Here is a 19776-nt window from a genome sequence, read left to right on the forward strand (position 1 = left end):
CGCGCCGGCCACGGTGAGCAGATAGACGCGCAGCGCGCCGCCGAAGGTCTCCGGCGTCATGGCCGGGTGCAGCAGGGCCAGCACGAGGGGATGCCAGAGGAACAGGCCGTAGGAGACCATGCCCAGCCAGCGGGCAACCGGCGCGGAGAGCGCCGACGTCAGGCGCCCGGGGCCGGCGAAGGCGACCGGCAGCACGATCGCGACCGACACCCCGACGAACAGCAGTGACTTGGTCGCGAACTGCCCGGCGGTGGGCTCGGCGAGGTCGCGCGGGCCGGTCAGCGGCGTGGCGGCGATCACGAACAGGCCGGCCGCCAGGGCCCACCAGGTCAGCGGGGCCTTGGCCGCCTCGGCCAGGAGCGAACGGCTGCCCGTCTCCATCGCCACGCGCAGCGTCGCCAGCGCCATCCCGGCGGCGAACCAGCCCGCGAACCCGGGCATCCACATCGTGTGCAGCCCCATGTCCAGCCGGCCCATGGCCATCGCGGCGTACCAGCCCCCGCTGATGATCACCCCGCCCGCACAGAGGATCGCGACCGTGCGCCGCGGGCGCCACCTCGATCCGAGCGCGAGCACCGCCAGCAGCGGCAGCAACAGGTAGAAGGCGGCCTCGACGGTCAGGCTCCAGGTGTGCCCGAGCGCGTCGTGTATGTGCCCGCGCTCGTAGAACTGCGTGAAGGTCGCGTACCGCAGCCACTCGGCCCACCCCAGCCCGGCGTTGTTCGGCAGGACCAGGAAACACACCGCCACCGTCAGCCAGTACGCGGGCAGGATCCGCAGGGCGCGCCGCCACAGGTAACCGCCGACTCCGGGGCGGTGGTCGCCGTGTGCGCATGCCCATGCGAACGGCCGGAACAGCACGAATCCGGAGAGGACGAAGAAGACCGCGACGCCGACGTCGAGCCGGACGACCAGACCGCCCCACGGGCCGGCGCCCCATCCGGTGGCGAAGCCGACGTGCACGCCGACCACGGCGGCGGCGCCCGCGGCCCGGAGCGCGTCGAGGGCCGGCAGGCGAGGCGGTGCCGATACGTCGGAAGACATCGTTCTCCCGGGGTTTCGTCGTCGGTTACGCAGCAGTAGATTATAACGAGTTCTAGTTCATGGGAGGTGCTACGATGCGACGAGTTGCCGGCGCTACGCTATTCGGCTTGGGGTTGCTCTGCGTGGTTGCCGCGGCGGCCCTCGCATGGCTGATAGTCCCCGCCCTCAGCCAGGTTCCGTACGATCTGAAGCCGCCGGATGTCGTGGTCGTGGCCTCAGATGCGAAATTCGTCAGCGCTCGGCTGCTGGCGAACGGCGAGCCCGAGGTCGCCGTCAAGGAAGGCACGCTGCGTTCGATGACCGGCGTCAAGCCCGACTACGAGGCCGCCGCCGACCTCACCGGAGACCTGGCCGGCAACACCCTGATCTGGAACGTGTATCAGGCAACCGACTGGGCCGACGAGCAGGTGCCGATCAACCGCGCCGAGAGCCGCATCGCGCTCGACCGGAGGTCGGGCGCCGCCGTGCCGTGGGAAGGCCAGTGCTACAACGACGTCAAGGTCACCAAGCAGGACGCGACCACCTGCGAGCCGGGGAACATCGAGTACTCCGGGCAGCTCTATCTCTTCCCGTTCGGCACCGAGAAGAAGACGTACCAGTACTTCGACGGCACCCTGCGTAAGGCGCTGCCGATGGAATACCGCGGCGAGGACGATGTCGCCGGCATGAACACGTACCGCTTCGAGCAGGTCGTGCCCCAGCAGGGCATCGAGGCCGACGACGAGACGATCGCCGGGTTGCTCGGCTTCCTCGCGCCGAAGGCGAAGAACGCGACGATGAACTACGAGGCCTCCCGCACCCTCTGGGTCGAGCCGATGACCGGCGCCATCGTGGCCTACCGCGAGCAGCAGCACCGCCAGCTCGTGCCCGACACCGGGCCGGCCATCGACATCCTCGACGCGACCTTCCAGTACGACAAGGCCACCGCCGACGCCATCGTCGACCAGGCCCAGGACGGCCGCTCGCAGCTGCTGTTGTATGGCCGCTACCTGCCGATCGGCCTGCTGGTCCTCGGGCTCCTGGCGATGGTCGCCGGGCTGATGATCACGCGGCGTGCGGCGCCGCCGGAGGAGCACGCCCCGGCCCACGCCGCCGAGCCCGAGCCGTCCGCCGTACCGCAGGGCTGACGGCCGCCCGCCGCCGTGCCCGCCACCACCGCGGCCCGCCACATTCTCTTCCTGAACTGGCGGGACACCCGGAACCCCGAGGGCGGGGGCTCCGAGGTCTACACCGAGCGGATCGCGGCCGAGCTGGTGGCGCGCGGCCACCGGGTGACGCTGCTGTGCGCGGCGCACGACGGCGCGCCCGCCGAGCAGGTGCTGCCCACCGACGTCCACGTCCTGCGGCGCGGCGGGCGGCACACCGTCTACCTGCGCGCGGCGCTCACGTATCTGGCAGGCGGCTGCCGGCTCGGGCGCCTGGCCTCCGGCGTACGCGGACGGCCTGATCTGATTGTCGACGTCTGCAACGGGGTGCCGTTCCTCTCGCCGTTGTACGCCCGATGCCCGACCGTGGTCGTGGTCCACCATGTGCACCGGGAGCAGTGGCCGGTGGTGTTCGGCGATTGGCGTGGCCGGTTCGGCTGGTGGCTCGAGTCCCGGGTCGCGCCGCGGGTCTACCGGCGCTGCCGCTACGTCACGGTGTCCGGGGCCACCCGCGACGAGCTCGTGCGGCTAGGCATCACCGGCGCGCGCATCTCCATCATCCAGAATGGACTGTCCCGCGCGCTCGACGCTCCGGTCCGCCGCGCCACGTACCCGTGCCTGGTCGTTCTCGGTCGGCTCGTGCCGCACAAGCGGGTCGAGCACGCGCTGGACGCCCTCGCCGCGCTCGCGCCCGACCTGCCGGGCCTGCGGCTGGTCGTGGCCGGTCGCGGGTGGTGGGAGCCGCGGTTGCGGGAGCACGCCGCCCGGCTCGGCGTCGCCGGGCGCACCGAGTTCGCCGGCTACGTCAGCGAGCGCCGCAAGCACGAGCTGCTGTCGCGCGGCTGGGTGGCGCTGGTCCCGTCGCTCAAGGAGGGGTGGGGACTGACCATCATGGAGGCCGCGGCCCGCGGCACCCCGGCCGTCGCGTTCCGATCCGCGGGTGGCGTGTGCGACGCGATCCGCGACGGCGAGACCGGTCTGCTCGCCGACGATCCGGACGACTTCGTCGTGAAGATCCGATGGTTGCTCACCGACGAACGGGTGCGGCAGCAGATGGGTACGGCCGCACGCGCGTACGCGGAGAGCTTCACCTGGACCGCCGCCGGGGAGCAGCTCGCCGCCCTCGTCGACGGGCTGCTCGCCAGCGATCAGCGGGCGCCGTAGAAGGTCGGCGGCTCGATCGGGTCGGCGGCGGCCTTGCCGGCCTCGCCTCCCGTGTTCGCCTGGCTGGCCATCTCCGTCGCCACCTCCTTGGCGGTGGGGTTGAGTGCCGCCATCGCCGCCGCGGTGCCGACGACGGCGACCAACAGGCCCACCGCGGCGCCGACGATCAGGGTCTTGAACGCGGTCATCGGGTTTTCCTCCTCATCGCTCTGCCAAGCGCCAAACGTCGCCATCCCGCGATGGCGACCACCAGCCCGGCCAGCACGTAGCCGGCCGTCGCCCACACCGGTGCCCCGCCCATGGCGCGGTATCCCGGATTGCTGTACAGCTCCATGCCCGGTCCACGGTGGACCGGAACGAGCCCGGCCAGCGCCGTCGCCGGCACGCTCCCGGCGGCGTCGACCTGCACGAGAACCCAGCGGATCCGGTCGTCGGCGGCCGGGCCGTGCGCCTCGAGTCGTTCCTGCACGGCCTCGGCCGTATCGCTCTCGCCGCGCGTCGTCTGGAAGCCACGTTCCACGCTTATCCGCAGCCGGTCGTCCATGATGACCGGGGCCGGCAGGTAGCGGCTCGCCGGGTCGTACACGACCGTCCCCGGGTTCCAGGGGTAGGCCCGGTAGGCCGACATCGGCAGCGACAGGACCGGCCCGGGCGCCTCCGCCACGGCCGCCGCCACGGTCGCCCACTCGGCCGGGTACTCGACCGGCCGCAGCTTCCCGCCGGCGCCCCACGCCAGGTCGGGCAGGGCCACCACCGGCAGCAGCAGGAAACCGGCCAGCACGAGACCACCGCCGACGGCCGTGAGCCGGTCGGCGAGCCATTCGGCGCCCAGCGCCAGGCACAGGGCGAGCAACAGCACGTACGGCATGAGGAACTTCTGCCCGTCGCGGAACAGGCCCGCGCCCGGCAGCAGATCGACGGCCGTGCGCAGGGTGCCGGACGTGCCGGGCAGCACACCGATCGCCGAGAAGAACAGGGCGAAGCCGGCGAGCCGGGCCAGCCGGGTCGCGGTGCCCTCGGGCCAGCGCCGGCGCAGCGGCCCGAAGCCGGCCACGGCCACGGCGACCAGGACGAGCGTGACCAGCGGGACGAGCGGCCCGGAGCGGCTCGCCGGCACGGCGAGCGCGTTCCAGATGCCGCCGGTGCCGGCGAGCGCGACGAGGGCGCCCGCCCAGTTCTCGGCCCGGGCCGAGAACATGGCCACGGCCTCCGGCGTGGTCACCCGGATCATCGACGACGTGGCCGCCACCACCAGCCACGGCGCGTTGAGCGCGGCGACCGCGGCCACGGCGACGCGGCCCTCGCGCCGGCGACGACGCCAGGCCGGGTCGGTGGGTGTGTGCCCGGGCGGCCACCGCCGGGCAGGCCCGGCCGGGGGGACCAGGGCAACGGTCGTGGCCAGCGCGATGAGCCCGCCGGTCGGCGTCACCGAGGCGCAGGCGGCGGCCAGCACGAGCCGGGCGCCGGCGCGCGGGTGGCCCAGGCGCAGGTCGCGGGCTGCGCTGACGATCCACGGCAGGGCGGCGTAGCAGAGCAGCAGGCCCCACTGGCCGATCAGCAGGCGTTCGGCGAGGAACGGCGTCCAGGCGTAGGCGAGCGCCGCGACCAGCCTGGTGAGGACACGTCGCGTGGGGACGAGCCGGCCGGCGCCGATGGCGGCCGCGGCGAGGATGCCGGCGAGCGCCACCCGTTGGACCAGCCAGCCCGGCGCGATCAGCGCGGACAGGCTCACGAGCGCGTCCTCCGGCACGGCCCGGGGCATCGTGCCGATCGGCGCGATCAGGTTCCAGGTCAGCGGCTGCCGGGGGACGAAGACCATGTCGTAGCGCAGCACGTAGCCGGCGCGGGCCAGCGGAGCCAGGACGGCTGTCACGACGACCGCCGCGCAGCCGTAGAGCAGCAAACGCTCCCGGCGGCCGGCCGGTCGGGGGGTGGCCGTTGCGGGGGCGGTTACGCTGTCGGCACGATCGGGCCCCGCGTCATTCAGCGACGGTGGAGGCACAGTGGACTCTTCGCCGGGCATTCGCGGCTCCCTCGCCACTCTCGGCCGCGCGGGAATCGCCGTCACCGCGGCCACCGCGACGGCGAATCTGCTGGCGTACCTGCCGCCGGTGCTCGGCGCCCGGCGGCTGGCCCCGGCCGACCTCGGCGCGCTGGCCGCGGCGCTCGCCCTGGTCGCGATCGCGACGATCCCCGGCATCGGGCTGCAGACCGCGGTCGCCGTCGCGGTGGCCCGCTCGGGCCGGCCCGTCGCGGCGGCGCGGCAGGCCTGGCTGACAGCGGCGGTGTGCGGGGGAGCGATGCTGCTGGCCACGCCCGTGCTCGCCGCCGCGCTGCGGTTGCCGCCCGGCGTGCCGCCGCTGCTGGCCGCGATGACCGTGCCGGCCGTGCTGGCCGGCCGGCCGCTGGGTGTGCTCCAGGGCAGCGAGCGTTTCGGCCGCCTGGCCCTCGGGACGGTGGCGCTGGCCCTGGGCCGATACGCCGGGGTGCTGGTGGGCCTGGCCGCCGGGCTCGGGCTGACCGCCACGTTCGCGCTCGGCGCGCTGGTGGCGTGGGCGGTCCCGCCGGCGCTCGCCTGGCTGCTGCGCGCCGGTGGCGCGTCGCATCCCGCCACCGTGGCGCCCGGCGCGGATGCCGTGGCGGCCTCGCCCGGTGGCGAGCTGCGCGGGCGGGCGGTGTTCGCGGCGGCGAGCGCCTCGCTGGCCATCCTCGTCGCCTCCTACGCCGATCTCATCCTCGCCCGGCGGCTGCTGCCGCCCGGCGAGTCCGGGGCGTATGCGGTCGGCGCCGTGCTCACCCGGGCCGCGATCTGGGGCCCGCAGGTCGTCACGATCGTGGCGCTGCCGAAGCTCGTGCGGGGCGGCGCCGCCCTGCGGGTGGGCCTCGCGCTGGTTGTCGCGGCCGGCGCCGTGCTGGTCGGCGGCGCGGCGCTCGCCGGCGACCTGCTCGTGCGCGCGGTCGGCGGCGGCGGATACGCCGGGCTCGGCGACCTCGCGCCGTACTTCGTGCTGGTCGGCGCGCTGTATGCGGTCACCGTCCTGCTCGTCAACGCGCTGATCGCCGACGGCGCTCGCCACCCGGCCGCGGGGGTGTGGGCGGTGGTGGCCGCGCTGGCGGCCGTCGTCGCGATCGCCCGGCCGGCCACCGTCGGGCAGTTGCTCGCCTGCGCGGCCGGCGCCGCCGCGGCGAGCGTGCTGACCACCGGCGCCGCCGTCTGGTGGCGCCGGGCCCGCCGCGGATCGCCGGCGTTCACATCCGCTCGATGATGGTCGCCGTGGACATCGCGCCGCCGGCGCACATGGTGACCAGCGCCGTGCCACCGCCCGTGCGCTCCAGCTCATGCAGGGCCGTGGTGATCAGTCGCGCCCCGGTGCTGCCGACCGGGTGGCCGAGGGCGATCGCGCCGCCGTTCGCGTTGACCCGATCGAGGTCGGCCTGGTGCACGCTGAGCCAGGAGAGCACCACGCTGGCGAACGCCTCGTTCACTTCGACCACGTCCACGTCGTGGATCTTCATGCCGGTGCGCGCGAGGACACGGTCGGTGGCCGCGATCGGCCCGTCCAGGTGGTAGTAGGGCTCGGCGCCGACCAGGCACTGGGCCAGGATCCGGGCGCGCGGCCGCAGGCCGAGAGCCGACGCGCGCTCGGCGTCCATCAGCAGCACCGCGGCTGCGCCGTCCGAGATCTGCGATGAGGTGCCGGCGGTGTGCCGGCCGTCGGGCAGAACCGGCTTCAGCCCGGCCAGACCCTCCATGGTGGTCTCCCGCAGGCCTTGGTCCCGGTCGACGTCGCCGACCGCGATCACCTCACGCTTGAAACGGCCCTCTCGCCAGGCGCGCGCCGCGTTCGCCTGCGAGCGCACACCGAAGGCGTCGAGGTCGGAACGGGTCAGTCCGCGCCGGTCGGCGATCCGCTCGGCCGCCACGTACTGGTTGGGCAGGTCGATGTCCCACGACTCGGGCCGGGGGAGGCCGGCGTCGCCCAGGTTGGCGCGCAGCGGGACGCGGCTCATCGACTCGACCCCGCAGGCGACGCCGGCCTCGATGGCGTCCGCCGCGATCAGGCCGGCGATCAGGTGGGTGGCGTGCTGCGCCGAGCCGCACTGCGCGTCGATGGTCGCGCAGCCGGTCGCGTACGGGAGGCCGGCGTGCAGCCAGGCGGTGCGGGTGACGTTGTTGGACTGTTCGCCGCCCTGCGTGACGCAGCCGCCGATGGCCTGCTCGACGAGGCCCGGGTCGAGGCCGGCCCGGTCGAGCAGCGCTCGCTGCGCCGCGCCGAGCAGCTCGGCGGGGTGCCGACCGGCCAGCCACCCGCCGCGGCGGCCGATCGGCGTGCGGACCGCGTCGACGATCACCGGAACGCCCACCGCGCCCTCCCGAAAAATCTAGAACGTGTTTCTATATCAAAGCACAGGAGGCATACCGCCGGGGGTGGTGCGCGTGCTTGAATCGGTAGAACCTGTTTCTGTAGGAGGAGCCGTGGCTCAGCCCCGTATCCCCACCGGTTTCGACTTCACCGATCCGGAGATCTACGTCAACGGCATCCCGCATGCGGAGTTCGCCGAGATGCGGCGCCATGCCCCGGTCTGCTGGATCCCGCAGGAGCGCGGCAGCGCCGGCTTCGACGACGACGGCTACTGGGCGGTGACCCGGCACGCCGACGTGATGGCCGTGTCGCGCGACAGCGAGACGTTCTCCAGCTGGGAGAACACGGCGATCGTCCGGTTCAAGACCGGCATGCCGCGCGACCGCATCGAGATGCAGCGATACGTTCTGCTCAACATGGACCCGCCGCAGCACACCCAGCAGCGCGCGATCGTGTCCCGCGGCTTCACCCCGCGCGCGATCAACAGCCTGCGCTCGGCGCTGCAGACCCGGGCCGAGCGGATCGTGGGCGAGGCGGGCGAGGGCGCCGGTGGCGACTTCGTCACCGAGGTCGCCTGCGAGCTGCCGCTGCAGGCCATCGCCGAGTTGCTCGGCGTGCCGCAGGAAGACCGGCGCAACGTCTTCGACTGGTCCAACGCGATGATCGGCTACGACGACCCCGAGTACAGCGGCGCCGACGACCCCCTGGAACCGGCGATGGAGCTGCTCGGCTACGCCATGAAGATGGCCGAGGAGCGGCAGGCGTGCCCGCGCGACGACATCGTCAGCACGCTCGTGCAGGCCGAGATCGGCGGCGAGCACCTGTCCTCCGACGAGTTCGGCTTCTTCGTGCTGGTGCTCGCGGTGGCCGGCAACGAGACCACCCGCAACGCCATCGCGCACGGCATGCTGGCCCTGCTCGAGAACCCCGAGCAGTGGGAGGCGTTCAAGGCCAACCGCCCGCGCACCATGGTCGACGAGATCGTCCGCTGGGGCACCCCGGTGAACGTCTTCCAGCGCACCGCGACCCGCGACACCGAGCTCGGCGGGCAGCAGATCAAGAAGGGCGACCGGGTTGCCCTGTTCTACGGCTCGGCGAACTTCGACGAGGAGGTCTTCGACCACCCGGAGCGGTTCGACATCACCCGCAGCCCCAACCCGCACCTCGGCTTCGGCGGCAGCGGCGCGCACTTCTGCCTCGGCGCCAACCTGGCCCGGCTCGAGATCGACCTGATCTTCAACGCGATCGCCGACCACATGCCGGACATCAGCCTGGCCGGCCCGCCCGAGCGGCTGCGCTCCGGCTGGCTCAACAGCATCAAGCACCTGCCGGTGCGTTACCGATAAGGCGACGAACCGACGACCCACATCGAGAAGAACTGAGAGCCGCCACCGTACGCGTGGCCGAGCGCCACCTGTGCGCCGGCCACCTGGTGCTCGCCGGCCCGGCCCATCACCTGCATGGCCGCCTCGGCGAAGCGCAGCATGCCGGAGGCGCCGATCGGGTTGGAGCACAGCACCCCGCCGGACGGGTTGACCGGCAGCCGGCCGCCGATCCGGGTCTCGCCCGACTCGGTGAGCTTCCAGCCGTGCCCGGCCTCGGTGAAGCCCAGGTTCTCCAGCCACATCGGCTCGAACCAGGAGAACGGCACGTAGATCTCGGCGGCGTCGACCTCGTCGAGGGGATCGGTGATGCCGGCCGCGCGCCACAGCGCCTGAGCCGCCTCGGCGCCGGCCCGCGGATTCACGTGGTCCTTGCCCGCGAAGAAGGTCGGCTCGGTGCGCATCGCGGTCGCCCGGATCCAGGCCACCGGCCGTTCGCTCGCCTCGGCGGCCGACTGGTCGCCGATCACCACCGCGCAAGCGCCATCGGAGGAGGGGCAGGTCTCGTCGTACCGGATCGGATCCCAGAGCATCGGGGACGCCTGCACGGATTCCAGCGTGATGCCGGGCTGCCGGAGATGGGCGTAGGGGTTGAGCGCCCCGTTGCGGCGATCCTTGACGGCGACCATCGAGCCGATGTGCCCGGGCGCGTGCGACCGCCGGATGTAGGCGCGGATGTGCGGCGCGAAATAGCCACCGGCCCCGGCCCCGATCGGCGCGGTGAACGGCGGCTGGATCGACAGCGCCCACATGGCGTTGGACTCCGACTGCTTCTCGAACGCGACCGCCAGCACCCGCCGGTGCACGCCCGCGCGGATCAGGCTGGTCGCCACGATCGCGGTGGCGCCGCCCACCGAGCCGGCCGTGTGCACCCGCAGCAGCGGCCGGCCGGCGGCGCCGAGCGCGTCGGCGAGGAACAGCTCGGGCATCATCACGCCCTCGAACAGGTCGGGCGCCTTGCCCAGCACCACGGCGTCGATCTGCGACCAGTCGACGCCGGCGTCGGCGAGCGCCCGGTCGATCGCCTCCCGGCACAGCCCGGCCATCGACACGTCGGTACGCCGCGTCCGGTGGTGCGTCTGCCCGGTACCCAGTACGGCCGCTCGTCTCACGACTCCGCCTCCAGCACGCATACGAGGTTCTGCTGCAGGGCCGGCCCGCTGGTGGCGTGCCCGGCCGCCTTCCGCGCCCGCCCGGACATCACCTGCTCGGCCGCACTGCCGATCCGGGCCAGGCCGGCCGAGAACAGGGGATTGCCGCAGAGCGCGCCGCCGGACGGGTTGATCCGCACCCGGTCGCCCAGCCCGAGCGCGGCGCGCAGCAGCAGCTCCTGGTGGGTGAACGGGGCGTGCAACTCAGCCACGTCGAGGTCGCCCGGCAACCCGGCGGCCGCGGCCGCGGCGGTCGCGGACGGCACCGTGGTGAGGTCGCGCTCGCCCAGCCCCTGCGGGTCGATCCGATGGGCCACGCCGGTGATCCAGGCCGGCCGCTCGCTCAGCTCGCGGGCCCGATCACCGGACGCCAGCACCAGCGCGGCGGCGCCGTCGGAGACCGGCGCGCAGTCGTGCTTGCGCAGCGGGTCGGCGACGTACGGCGCCGCGAGCAGGTCGCCGGCCTCGACACGGCCGGACACCTGGGCGTACGGATTGGTGGTCGCGTCGGCCCGGCTGCGGGCCGCCACCTCGGCCATCGCCCGCTCGGTGACGATCCCGGCGTCGAGCGCGAAACGGGCCTGCAGCGCGGCGACGCTGACCGAGTCGGGCCAGAGCGGCGCGGTCACGTACGGGTCGAGCTGCAGCGCCAGCACCCGGCGCAGCTCGCCGGCCGACGACTTGCCGAAGCCGTACACGAGCGCGGTCTCCGCCTCGCCGGCGAGGATCTTCACGTACGCCTCGTAGAAGGCCCACGCCGCGTCCATCTCCACGTGCGACTCGCAGATCGGCGGGTACGCCCCGATCGCGTCGACCGCGTTGACGAAGCTGAACGCCCGGCCGGCCAGATAGTCGGAGGAGCCGGAGCACCAGAAGTCCACCTCCCGCCGGTCGAGGCCGGCCGCCGCGAGGGCCTGCCGGAAGACCGGGACGAGAGTCTCGACGCCGCTGGTGGTGCCGGCCGAGGGCCGGTTCGGGGCCTGGGCGAAGCCGATGACGGCAACCGGCGGCGGGCTCACAAGTGCTCCTCGTAGGACTCGTACGGCGCGTCGGGCTCGCCGGTGGGCCGGAAGTGCGCGATGTTCTCGGGGGTGGCCGACCAGCTCTCGCGCTCGCGCCAGACCGCGGCCACCCGCATGCCCATCCGCACCTCTTCGGCCGGCAGACCGAGGATCAGGTGCGGGATCGGGATGTCGGCGCCGTCCAGCAGGATCTGCGCGACGACGTACGGCGGCTCGAGACGCTGCCCGGCGAACGGCACGTTGACCACGCAGAACGTGGTGACCGTGCCGTGGTCGCCGATCGGCGCCTCCTCCTCGGTCGGCACGCCGTCGGCGGGGCAGACCCGGGGAGGCACGTAGACCTTGCCGCAGACCGGGCACCGCTGCCCGAGCAGCCGCCCCTCGGCCAGCGCCTGCAGGTACCGGCTCTCGTCGTCGGAGGTGGTGTGCGTGTAGGCGAGCCGGATCGGCGTCTTCATGATGGTGACCGGTTCGCCTTCGGCCGTGAAAGGTATGGCGGCAGCCGATGACTCGGGCTCGAAGCACTCGATGTCGTTGATGTGCCCCTTCCGGGATGCGGCCCAGCGGATCTGGACCCGCATGCCGGTGTGCATCCGCTCGCGCTGCCCGGCGTCGACCGCGTGCAGCATCGCGGTGTCGGCGCCGTCGAGCCGGATCAGCGCCCAGCCGAACGGCCGATCGAGGGGCTGCCCGTCGAGCGGCCGGTCGGTCCAGGTCCAACTGGCCACGGTGCCGGTCGGCTGGACGGCGACGAGCTCGGTCACCGCGGCGTGGGTCGCCGGGTCGTATTCGAGCGGGGGCACGTGGATCCGGCCGTCGGCGGTGCGGCTGCCGAGCACCCGGCGGTCGCGCAGCCCGGCCATGAACCGGCCCAGCACCGGGCCCAGCGAGCGGGTGTAGTCGAACTCGATGACCAGCGGCGCTTCCACGTCAGCGCCCCTGGAACTGCGGGGTGCGCTTCTCGATGAACGCCCGCGGACCCTCCTTCGCGTCGGCGCTGCGGAACACCGCCATGCCGATCCGCGACTCCACGGCGAACGCGTCGTTCTCGGCCATGCCTTCGGTCTCTCTGATCGTACGAAGGATGGCCTGCACCGCCACCGGACCGTTCGCGGCGATCGCCCCGGCCAGCTCGAGCGCCTTCTCGAGGGCCTGGCCGTCCGGCACGACGTGGCCGATGAGGCCGACCTGACGGGCCTCCCCGGCGCTCAACTGGCGGCCGGTGAGCAGCATCTCGGCCGCGATCGTGTACGGGATCTGCCGCACCAGCCGCACCGCCGAACCGCCGAGCGGGAACAAACCCCAGCGCGCCTCGGAAACCGCGAACCGGGCGCTCTCGCCTGCCACCCGTACGTCGGTGGCTTGAAGAATCTCGGTGCCGCCGGCGACCGCCGGGCCCTCGACCGCGGCCACCAAGGGCTTGCTGAGCCGGCGTCCCTTGAGCAAGGCGTCGATCCGCGACAGGTCGGAGCCGTTGAAATTGTCGCCGGGATGCGACTGGGTCATCGCCTTGAGGTCGGCGCCCGCGCAGAACGCGCCGCCGGCCCCGGTGAGCACGCAGACCCGGATCTCCGGATCCTCGTCGACCCGGTCCCAGGCCTCGCGCATGATCGCCATCATCTCGGCGGAGAGCGCGTTGCGCACCTGCGGCCGGTTCATGGTGACGATCAGGATCGGTCCACGTTGCTCGACGAGGGCATGCGGTTCCACGGGGCCTCCTCCGACCGGCCTGGGGCTTGTCACGAACAATAACAGGTTCTACTTTCTGTGGATGGCGGCAAATATTGCGGACCTGTTCGAGCACGCGGTCGACGCTTTCGGGCCTCGGACCGCCGTGTGCTTCGGCGAGCAGGCGGTCAGCTACGCCGAGCTCGAGGAGCGCGCCAACCGTCTGGCCCACTTCCTGCAAGATCGTGGAGTGCGCCCGGGCGACCATGTCGGCCTGTACGCCGGCAACTCGATCGAGGCCGTGGTGGCGATGATCGCCGTCTACAAGCTGCGGGCCGCGGTCGTCAACGTCAACTACCGCTACGTCGAGAACGAGTTGCAATTCCTCTTCGCGGACGCCGAGCTGGCGGCCGTGGTCCACGACCGCCGCTTCGCGCCCAGGGTCGCCGCGGTGCTCGCCGCCGCGCCCGGTCCGCACACCGTCGTCGCCCTGCCGGACGGCTCGGACGAGGAGATCGGCGGGGTTCATCTCGAGGACGCGCTGGCGGCCGGCGACCCCGGCCGCGACTTCGGCGAGCGCTCGGCCGACGACATCTACCTGCTCTACACCGGCGGCACCACCGGCTATCCGAAGGGCGTGATCTGGCGGCACGAGGACGTGTGGCGCGCGCTGGGCGGTGGCGTCGACTTCATGACCGGCATCCCGCTCGAGGACGAGTGGCAGCAGTCCCAGCGCGGTGTCGGCGCGGATCCGTTGGTGCGCCTCTGCCTGGCCCCGCTCATCCACGGCAACGCGCAATGGGCCGCGCTCATGGCGCTGTTCGCCGGCGACACCGTGGTGATGCTGCCGCATTTCGACGCCGACGAGGTCTGGCGCACCATCGATCGTCACCGGGTCAACGTGGTGGTGCTGATCGGCGATGCCATGGCCCGGCCCATCATCGAGGCGTACGCGAAAGGCTCCTACGACGGTTCCTCGGTGGGCGCCGTCTCCTCCAGCGGCGCCCTGTTCTCCCCAGTGGTCAAGCGGCAGTATCTGGAACTGCTGCCCAACATTCTGGTCACCGACGCGATCGGCGCGTCCGAGACCGGCTTCACCGGGCTGGGCGTGGTCGCCGACGTTCCCGGCGGCGCGATCGAGGACCCGCGGGTCATGCCCGGGCCCACCACCGTGGTGCTCGGCGACGACGGCCGCCCCGTGCCGCCCGGCGGCGTCGGCCGGTTGGCCAAGAGCGGCTACCTCCCGCTCGGCTACTACAAGGACCCGATCAAGACAGCCGCCCTGCTGGCCGAGGTCGACGGGGTGCGGTACGCGTTCCCCGGCGACCTGGCCCGGCTCGAGGACGACGGCACGATCACCCTGCTCGGCCGGGGCAGCACCTGCGTGAACACCGGCGGCGAGAAGGTCTTCCCCGAGGAGGTCGAGGGCGCCCTGAAGACCCACCCCGACGTCTTCGACGCCCTGGTCATCGGCGTGCCCGACGATCGCCTCGGGCAGCGCGTGGCGGCGCTCGTGCAGCCCCGCCCCGGCGCGAAGCTCGATCTGGCCACGGTCGAGGAGCACCTGCGCGAGCAGATCGCCGGCTACAAGGTGCCCCGGGCTGTCTGGCTGGTCGACGAGATCCACCGCACGATCAGCGGCAAGGCCGACTACCGTTGGGCACACGAGCACGCCACCGAGCACCCGGCTTCTCAGTCAGGGCAAGCCGAGGAGGTCAGCCATGCGGACTGAACTGTGCGAGCGGCTCGGCATCGAGCATCCGATCGTCGGCTTCAGCCCCTCCGAGCACGTGGTCGCGGCGATCACCCGGGCCGGCGGCCTGGGCGTGCTGGGCTGCGTGCGTTACAACGATCCTGCCGAGCTCGACGCGGCGCTCAGCTGGCTCGACGACGAGACCCAGGGCCTTCCGTACGGCGTGGACGTCGTGATGCCCAGCCACTCGCCGACCGAGGGGGTGGCCACCGACCTCGACAAGCTGATCCCGGCCGGGCACCGCGACTTCGTCGAGCGGACGCTGCTGCGGCTCGGCGTGCCCCCGCTCGGTGTGGACGAGTCGCGGCGGGCCGGCGTGCTGGGCTGGCTGCACTCGGTGGCCCGCTCGCACGTCGAGGTGGCGCTGACCCACCGGCCGCGGCTCATCGCCAACGCGCTCGGCCCGCCCCCGCCCGACGTGATCGACCAGGCGCACTCGCACGGCCTGGTGGTGGCCGCGCTGGCCGGCCGGGCCGACCACGCCCGCAGCCACATCGCGAGCGGCGTCGACATCGTGGTGGCGCAGGGGTACGAGGCGGGCGGGCACACCGGCGAGATCGCCAGCATGGTGCTCGTGCCGGAGGTGGTCGACGCGGTGGGGGAGTCGGTCCCGGTGCTCGCCGCGGGCGGGATCGGCAGCGGGCGGCAGATCGCGGCCGCCCTGGCTCTGGGCGCGCGCGGCGTGTGGATGGGCTCGGTCTGGCTCGGCACCTCGGAGTACCAGAGCTCGCCCGCGCTGCGCGAGGCGCTGCTGACGGCGCGGTCGTCGGACACGGTTCGCAGCCGGATCTACTCCGGCAAGCCGGCCCGGCTGTTGCGCAACCGATGGACCGACGCCTGGAACGAGACGGAGGCCCCGTCGCCGTTGCCGATGCCGCTGCAGAACCTGCTGGTGGCGGAGGCGCACACCCGGCTCATGGAATCGGGCGACCCGACGGTGGTGCCGATGCCGGTCGGGCAGATCGTGGGGCGGATGAACTCGGTCCGGCCCGTCGCCGACGTGCTGGCCGACCTCGTCGCCGAGGCCGACGAGACTCTCGCGCGCCTCGGAAAGCTGGTCTGAACGCTAAGTGCCCACCGCGACGGGGCTTCTTCGCCGCGGCGACACCGCGCGGGACAGCAGCGGCACGATCAGCGCCAATGCCGCCGTGGCCCCGAGGCCGGAGATGACGAACAGCCAGCGGCCACCGACCACCCCGAGCAGCGCGGCGCCGGCGAGGTAGGCGAGAACCTCGGCGGCGTACGGGAAAAGGTAGATCGTTCCGAAGACCGTGCCGAGGCGGTTGGCCGGCACGTGGCGCTGCACCAGCGTGTCGGCGGCGACGTTGTGCCACCCGGCGCCCGCGCCCGCCAGCGCCTGCCCCGCCACCGCGAACGCGACGGCATAGCTCAGGCCCGTCAGCACGGTTCCCGCGCCGATCACCAGCACGGAGGCGTACAGAACCAGATCCATCCGGATCCGGTCGGCGCGGCGGGCGATCAGCAGCGGACCGGCGACCATACCGACGCCGTACGCGGAGGTGAGCAGGCCGACCGCGATCGGCCCGGCGCCGAGGCTGTCGCGCACGAGCGGCACCACGGCCACGTTGTCGAGGGCCGCGAAGGTGACCAGCACCAGGAAGCCGCACGCCACCGCCCGGACGACCAGGTTGCTGCGGACCACGGCGAGCCCGTCGCGCAGCACCGCACGCAGCGGCTCGACCGACGCGGCGCCGCGCTGGGCCAGCGGCCGCAACCCCGCCACGAGCACCGCCGAGATTCCGAACGTCGCCACATCGGCCAGCAGCGTCGGCGTCAGACCCACCGTCGCCAGCAGCACGCCGCCGAGCGCCGGGCCGGCCGCGAACCCGATGTTGACCCCGACGGCCAGGCGCGCGTTCGCCGCGCCGAGCCGCTCCGGCCCGACCAGCTCGGGCAGCAGGCTGCGGCCGGCCGGCGTGAACGTCGTCGCGGCGACCGACGCGGCCGCGACCAGCGCGAGCAGCACCGGCAGCGACGGGCTCAGCAGCGCGATCGCCGTGTAGAGCGCCGCCTGCGCCACGTCGCAGACCACGATGATGCGCCGCTGGTCGAACCGGTCCGCGAGCGCGCCGAGCGCCGGGCCGAACAGTCGCGGCACCGTGGCGGCGAGCAGGAACAGGCCGACGGCGGCGCCGCCGTACCGGTCGAAGACGGCGACGAGCAGGGCGGTGCGGGCGATCTGGTCGCCGGCGTACGAGACGAGCCGGGCGGTCCAGTAACGATGGAATGCCGCATTCATGAAAGCCCCCGTGATTGCAGTTTCCTGCAAAGTAGTTGTTTCCGGCAATGGCATTATTCCCAGTGCGGCCATGCCGCGCTATGGTCGGCCCATCGAAATTCGGAACGCTTTGTCACAGGGGGATCAAATGATCAAGCGCACATGGGCCGGCCCGTCTCGCACCTGGGCGGGTCCGACCCGCTAGTCCCACTTTCCGTGGCCCGGCCACGCCGTTCGTCGGCGTGGCCGGGCCGATCAAGCCTGCCATCGTTCCGCGCGGGAATGGTCGCCATGTCATTGCGATTCGCCATTGTCATCGCCGCGCCACCGCTTGCGGGCGTGGCACTCGGATACCTTTCCGGCGGCCGGATCAGCGGCCTGCGCACCATTCCGGTAAGAGCGCTGTGGCTCGTCTGGCTGGCGGCAGCCGCCCAATTCGCCCAGTACTACGTGCCGGGCCTGCACCGCGCCGCGATGCTCGCCGTCGTCTTCGGCGTCGTGCTGATCTGGCTTGCGGTCAACCTGCCGCGCTGGCCGGTGGCCGCCCGGATCGCCGGCGTGCTGATCGTTCTCGGCGCGTCACTCAACGGCGTGGCCATCGCGCTCAACGGCCGCATGCCCTACGACGCACGAGCAGCCGCCGGCGCCGGCACACCCAAGAACGTGCCCGCAAACGAGCGGACCCGGGCCGCCATCCTCGGCGACACGATCCCGCTCGTTCCGCTGCACGCCCTCATCAGTCCCGGCGACATCCTGATCGGCGGCGGCGCCTGCGCGTTCGTCGTGATCGCGATGCGCCGTTCCGAACGGAGAAGCCATGACCGCGACCCTGTCCTGGCGCCGCATCACGCTGGCGCTCTTCACCCTGGCCACGCTGGCCCTGTTGCTGTACACCGTCGGGGCACCGTACGAGCAGGGCGGCTGAACCCATGACCCTCTCCTGGCGCTGCATTGCCCCGGTGCTCTTCACCCTGGCCACGCTGGCCCTGTTGCTGTACACCATCGGCGCACCACACGAGCACGGAGGCTGAAACCCATGACACTCTCTCGGCGCCGCATGGCCTTGGCGCTCCTCACCCTGGCCACGCTGGCCTTGCTCCTGTACACCGTCGGCGCGCCGTACACCCACGGCGGCTGACGGCACACCTGCCGGCTGGTCGGCAGGGGAGTCGTGACCCGCGAGGCGAAGGCGCACTGACCACGAAGCGTGATCAGTCCGCCATCAGCGGCTCATCGACGCACCCGGCCAGCCCGTCCGATGCCGCCACCCGGCCCGCCTCGACTGCCGCGCGCAGCAGGGCCGGGCGGCGCTCGGTGCGGCCGATCCGCGCGCTGCCGTTCGGCGGACGGATCTGCAGGGTTGCCGGGTGCGAGGCCAGCAGTTCCTCCTCCGCCGCCCGCAGGGCCACGCGGTTCAGCCACGGCTCGAGGGCTCCGGGCGCCTGCCGGGCGAACCATCGTGACATGACGAGACGCTCGACACGAGACGGCGGAAGGACCACCTCATCCGCACGCCGGGTGCGCAGCGCGACGATGTGGGTGGCCTTCTGCGCCACCGCCGTCGGGACGCAGACCGTCTCGCTCACCCCGGCGTCGACGTACCGCCGGCCGTCGATCTCGACCGGGGCGCCGGCGAGGAAGGGCATCGCCGTCGACGCGCGCAATGCTGCCTGCAGGCCGGCCTGGTCGCGGACCTGGGCGTGCAGGTCGACGGCCTGGCCGGTGAGGGCGTCGGTGGCGATCGGGTGGAACTCCACGGGGTTGCCCAGAAGCTCGGGGAACCGCATCGGCAGGATCTCGGTGTACACGGTGTGGACCAGGAAACGGGTGTCCACGACCGGCCGCCGGCGCAAGGCCCGCCGCGGGTCGATGGTTCCCCGCATGATGATCGGATCCCACCACGCGTGGATGGTGCTCTCGGCCTGGCCGCACAGCAGCCACGCGCCGTTCAGCGCGCCCGCCGAGCTGCCGTAGACGGCGTCGAACAACGGCAGCAGCCCGAGTCGCTCGATGGCGATCGTCATGCCGCTCGAGTAGGCGCCCCGGGAGCTTCCGCCTTCGATCAGGAGCACCAGGCGCGCGTCGTCGCGGCGATGCCCGGGAGTACTTCCGTGTTGCCGGCGATCGCGCAGCAACTGCAGGACGGCGTCTGTCATGGTTCCTTTATACAGCGTTACGTATCGTGGTTCCGTAACAGTGATCCGTGATACGGTCGTGCCGTGCCGCGGCCGAAACAACGAACCGAAGCGCTCCACGAGCGAGGCGTCGCCAGCGCTCTCGCCGTCCTCGCCGAGGAGGGCGTCGCCGGGCTCACCACGCGCACGGTCGCCCGCCGCGCGGAGGCGTCGGTACCGGCCATCTACGAGGTCTTCGGCGACAAGGCCGGCCTCATCCGCGAGGTGTTCTTCCACGGGTTCCGGACCCTCGGCGACGAGCTCGCGGCGGTGCCGCCGGTCGACGACCCGCTCGAGGCCCTCCGCCGCCTGGCCGAGGCCTTCCGCCAGTTCGTCGTGGCGAACCCGGTGCTGGCTCAGATCATGTTCTCCCGCCCGTTCGCCGACTTCGACCCTACGGCGCAGGACGACCGGGCCGGGGCCAAGGTGCGCAAGATCTTCGTCCACCACGTCCGGGTCGCGGTCGATGCGGGGCTTCTCGCCGGCGACGTCACCGACATCGCCCATCTCCTCTTCGCCTTCGCCGAGGGCCTCGCCGCGGCCGAGAGCGCCCGCCGGCTCGGAGCGTCGAAGGCGTCGGTCGACCGTCGCTGGCGTCTCGGCCTCAACGCGCTGATCAACGGTCTCAGGCCGGCGCCGGATGCCGTGGCGCCCGCCGAGGGCGCCTGAT

General features: G+C 72.7%; 17 protein-coding genes and 1 pseudogene. 8 read left to right on the top strand and 10 right to left on the bottom strand.

The features are described 5' to 3' along the window. A pseudogene (locus tag ACIA5D_RS06155) lies at positions 1-1044 on the bottom strand (acyltransferase family protein); the annotation flags it as partial. 74 nt (positions 1045-1118) lie between these two features. Between ACIA5D_RS06155 and ACIA5D_RS06160 the strand changes: the two are divergent. After that, positions 1119-2171: a DUF3068 domain-containing protein gene (locus ACIA5D_RS06160; protein ID WP_396028763.1), complete on the top strand. Its 1053-nt coding sequence runs from the start codon at positions 1119-1121 to the stop codon at positions 2169-2171. A gap of 15 nt (positions 2172-2186) precedes the next feature. Continuing rightward, a complete protein-coding gene (locus ACIA5D_RS06165; RefSeq protein ID WP_396028764.1) occupies positions 2187-3353 on the top strand; it encodes a glycosyltransferase family 4 protein in 1167 nt (388 codons plus the stop codon). Here the strand turns inward: ACIA5D_RS06165 and ACIA5D_RS06170 are convergent. Next, a complete protein-coding gene (locus ACIA5D_RS06170) occupies positions 3338-3541 on the bottom strand; it encodes a hypothetical protein (RefSeq protein ID WP_396028765.1) in 204 nt (67 codons plus the stop codon). The two genes, ACIA5D_RS06165 and ACIA5D_RS06170, sit on opposite strands and share 16 nt — an antisense overlap. Next, positions 3538-5226 (bottom strand): hypothetical protein, encoded by a 1689-nt coding sequence (locus ACIA5D_RS06175; protein ID WP_396028766.1) that lies wholly within the window; start codon positions 5224-5226, stop codon positions 3538-3540. The genes ACIA5D_RS06170 and ACIA5D_RS06175 overlap by 4 nt, the downstream gene beginning before the upstream one ends. Positions 5227-5356: 130 nt before the next feature. Here ACIA5D_RS06175 and ACIA5D_RS06180 point away from each other — a divergent pair, with 130 nt between their 5' ends. Continuing rightward, a complete protein-coding gene (locus ACIA5D_RS06180) occupies positions 5357-6619 on the top strand; it encodes a polysaccharide biosynthesis protein (protein WP_396028767.1) in 1263 nt (420 codons plus the stop codon). Here ACIA5D_RS06180 and ACIA5D_RS06185 read toward each other — a convergent pair. After that, positions 6603-7718, bottom strand: a complete 1116-nt coding sequence (locus ACIA5D_RS06185) for a steroid 3-ketoacyl-CoA thiolase (RefSeq protein ID WP_396028768.1) — start codon at positions 7716-7718, stop codon at positions 6603-6605. The genes ACIA5D_RS06180 and ACIA5D_RS06185 overlap by 17 nt on opposite strands. Before the next feature lie 112 nt (positions 7719-7830). Here ACIA5D_RS06185 and ACIA5D_RS06190 point away from each other — a divergent pair, with 112 nt between their 5' ends. Continuing rightward, a complete protein-coding gene (locus tag ACIA5D_RS06190) occupies positions 7831-9063 on the top strand; it encodes a cytochrome P450 (protein WP_396028769.1) in 1233 nt (410 codons plus the stop codon). Here ACIA5D_RS06190 and ACIA5D_RS06195 read toward each other — a convergent pair. Genes ACIA5D_RS06195 through ACIA5D_RS06210 form a run of 4 tightly spaced genes read right to left on the bottom strand, consistent with a single transcriptional unit; the run spans position 9054 to position 12982 of the window. Continuing rightward, a complete protein-coding gene (locus tag ACIA5D_RS06195; protein ID WP_396028770.1) occupies positions 9054-10211 on the bottom strand; it encodes a thiolase domain-containing protein in 1158 nt (385 codons plus the stop codon). The genes ACIA5D_RS06190 and ACIA5D_RS06195 overlap by 10 nt on opposite strands. Next, positions 10208-11269 carry a thiolase domain-containing protein gene (locus ACIA5D_RS06200; RefSeq protein WP_396028771.1) on the bottom strand — a complete coding sequence of 354 codons (1062 nt, stop codon included), beginning with the start codon at positions 11267-11269 and terminating at the stop codon, positions 10208-10210. The genes ACIA5D_RS06195 and ACIA5D_RS06200 overlap by 4 nt, the downstream gene beginning before the upstream one ends. Further along, the gene (locus ACIA5D_RS06205) at positions 11266-12201 is read right to left on the bottom strand and encodes a Zn-ribbon domain-containing OB-fold protein (protein ID WP_396028772.1); all 936 of its coding nucleotides are present in this window, start codon (positions 12199-12201) and stop codon (positions 11266-11268) included. The genes ACIA5D_RS06200 and ACIA5D_RS06205 overlap by 4 nt, the downstream gene beginning before the upstream one ends. 1 nt (position 12202) lies before the next feature. Continuing rightward, entirely contained in the window at positions 12203-12982 is a 780-nt protein-coding gene (locus tag ACIA5D_RS06210; RefSeq protein WP_396028773.1) for a crotonase/enoyl-CoA hydratase family protein, read from the bottom strand. Positions 12983-13043: 61 nt separating this feature from the next. On the opposite strand from ACIA5D_RS06210, the gene ACIA5D_RS06215 reads away from it, so the two are divergent. Continuing rightward, positions 13044-14672, top strand: a complete 1629-nt coding sequence (locus tag ACIA5D_RS06215) for an acyl-CoA synthetase (RefSeq protein ID WP_396028774.1) — start codon at positions 13044-13046, stop codon at positions 14670-14672. Continuing rightward, complete coding sequence (locus ACIA5D_RS06220) at positions 14662-15756, top strand: NAD(P)H-dependent flavin oxidoreductase (protein ID WP_396028775.1); 1095 nt, start codon at positions 14662-14664, stop codon at positions 15754-15756. Before ACIA5D_RS06215 ends, ACIA5D_RS06220 begins: the two co-directional genes overlap by 11 nt. A gap of 3 nt (positions 15757-15759) precedes the next feature. Here the strand turns inward: ACIA5D_RS06220 and ACIA5D_RS06225 are convergent, their stop codons facing one another. Further along, positions 15760-16953 (bottom strand): MFS transporter, encoded by a 1194-nt coding sequence (locus ACIA5D_RS06225; protein ID WP_396028776.1) that lies wholly within the window; start codon positions 16951-16953, stop codon positions 15760-15762. Positions 16954-17214: 261 nt separating this feature from the next. Between ACIA5D_RS06225 and ACIA5D_RS06230 the strand changes: the two genes are divergently transcribed. Further along, positions 17215-17865 carry a DUF5317 family protein gene (locus tag ACIA5D_RS06230; protein WP_396028777.1) on the top strand — a complete coding sequence of 217 codons (651 nt, stop codon included), beginning with the start codon at positions 17215-17217 and terminating at the stop codon, positions 17863-17865. Between the two features lie 278 nt (positions 17866-18143). Here ACIA5D_RS06230 and ACIA5D_RS06235 read toward each other — a convergent pair whose 3' ends face one another. After that, complete coding sequence (locus ACIA5D_RS06235; protein WP_396028778.1) at positions 18144-19088, bottom strand: patatin family protein; 945 nt, start codon at positions 19086-19088, stop codon at positions 18144-18146. A gap of 63 nt (positions 19089-19151) precedes the next feature. Here ACIA5D_RS06235 and ACIA5D_RS06240 point away from each other — a divergent pair, with 63 nt between their 5' ends. Next, positions 19152-19775 carry a TetR/AcrR family transcriptional regulator gene (locus ACIA5D_RS06240; protein ID WP_396028779.1) on the top strand — a complete coding sequence of 208 codons (624 nt, stop codon included), beginning with the start codon at positions 19152-19154 and terminating at the stop codon, positions 19773-19775. The last annotated feature ends 1 nt before the right edge of the window (position 19776 follow it).

It is taken from the genome of Actinoplanes sp. NPDC051513 (genome assembly GCF_044454685.1).
Classification (GTDB): domain Bacteria; phylum Actinomycetota; class Actinomycetes; order Mycobacteriales; family Micromonosporaceae; genus Actinoplanes.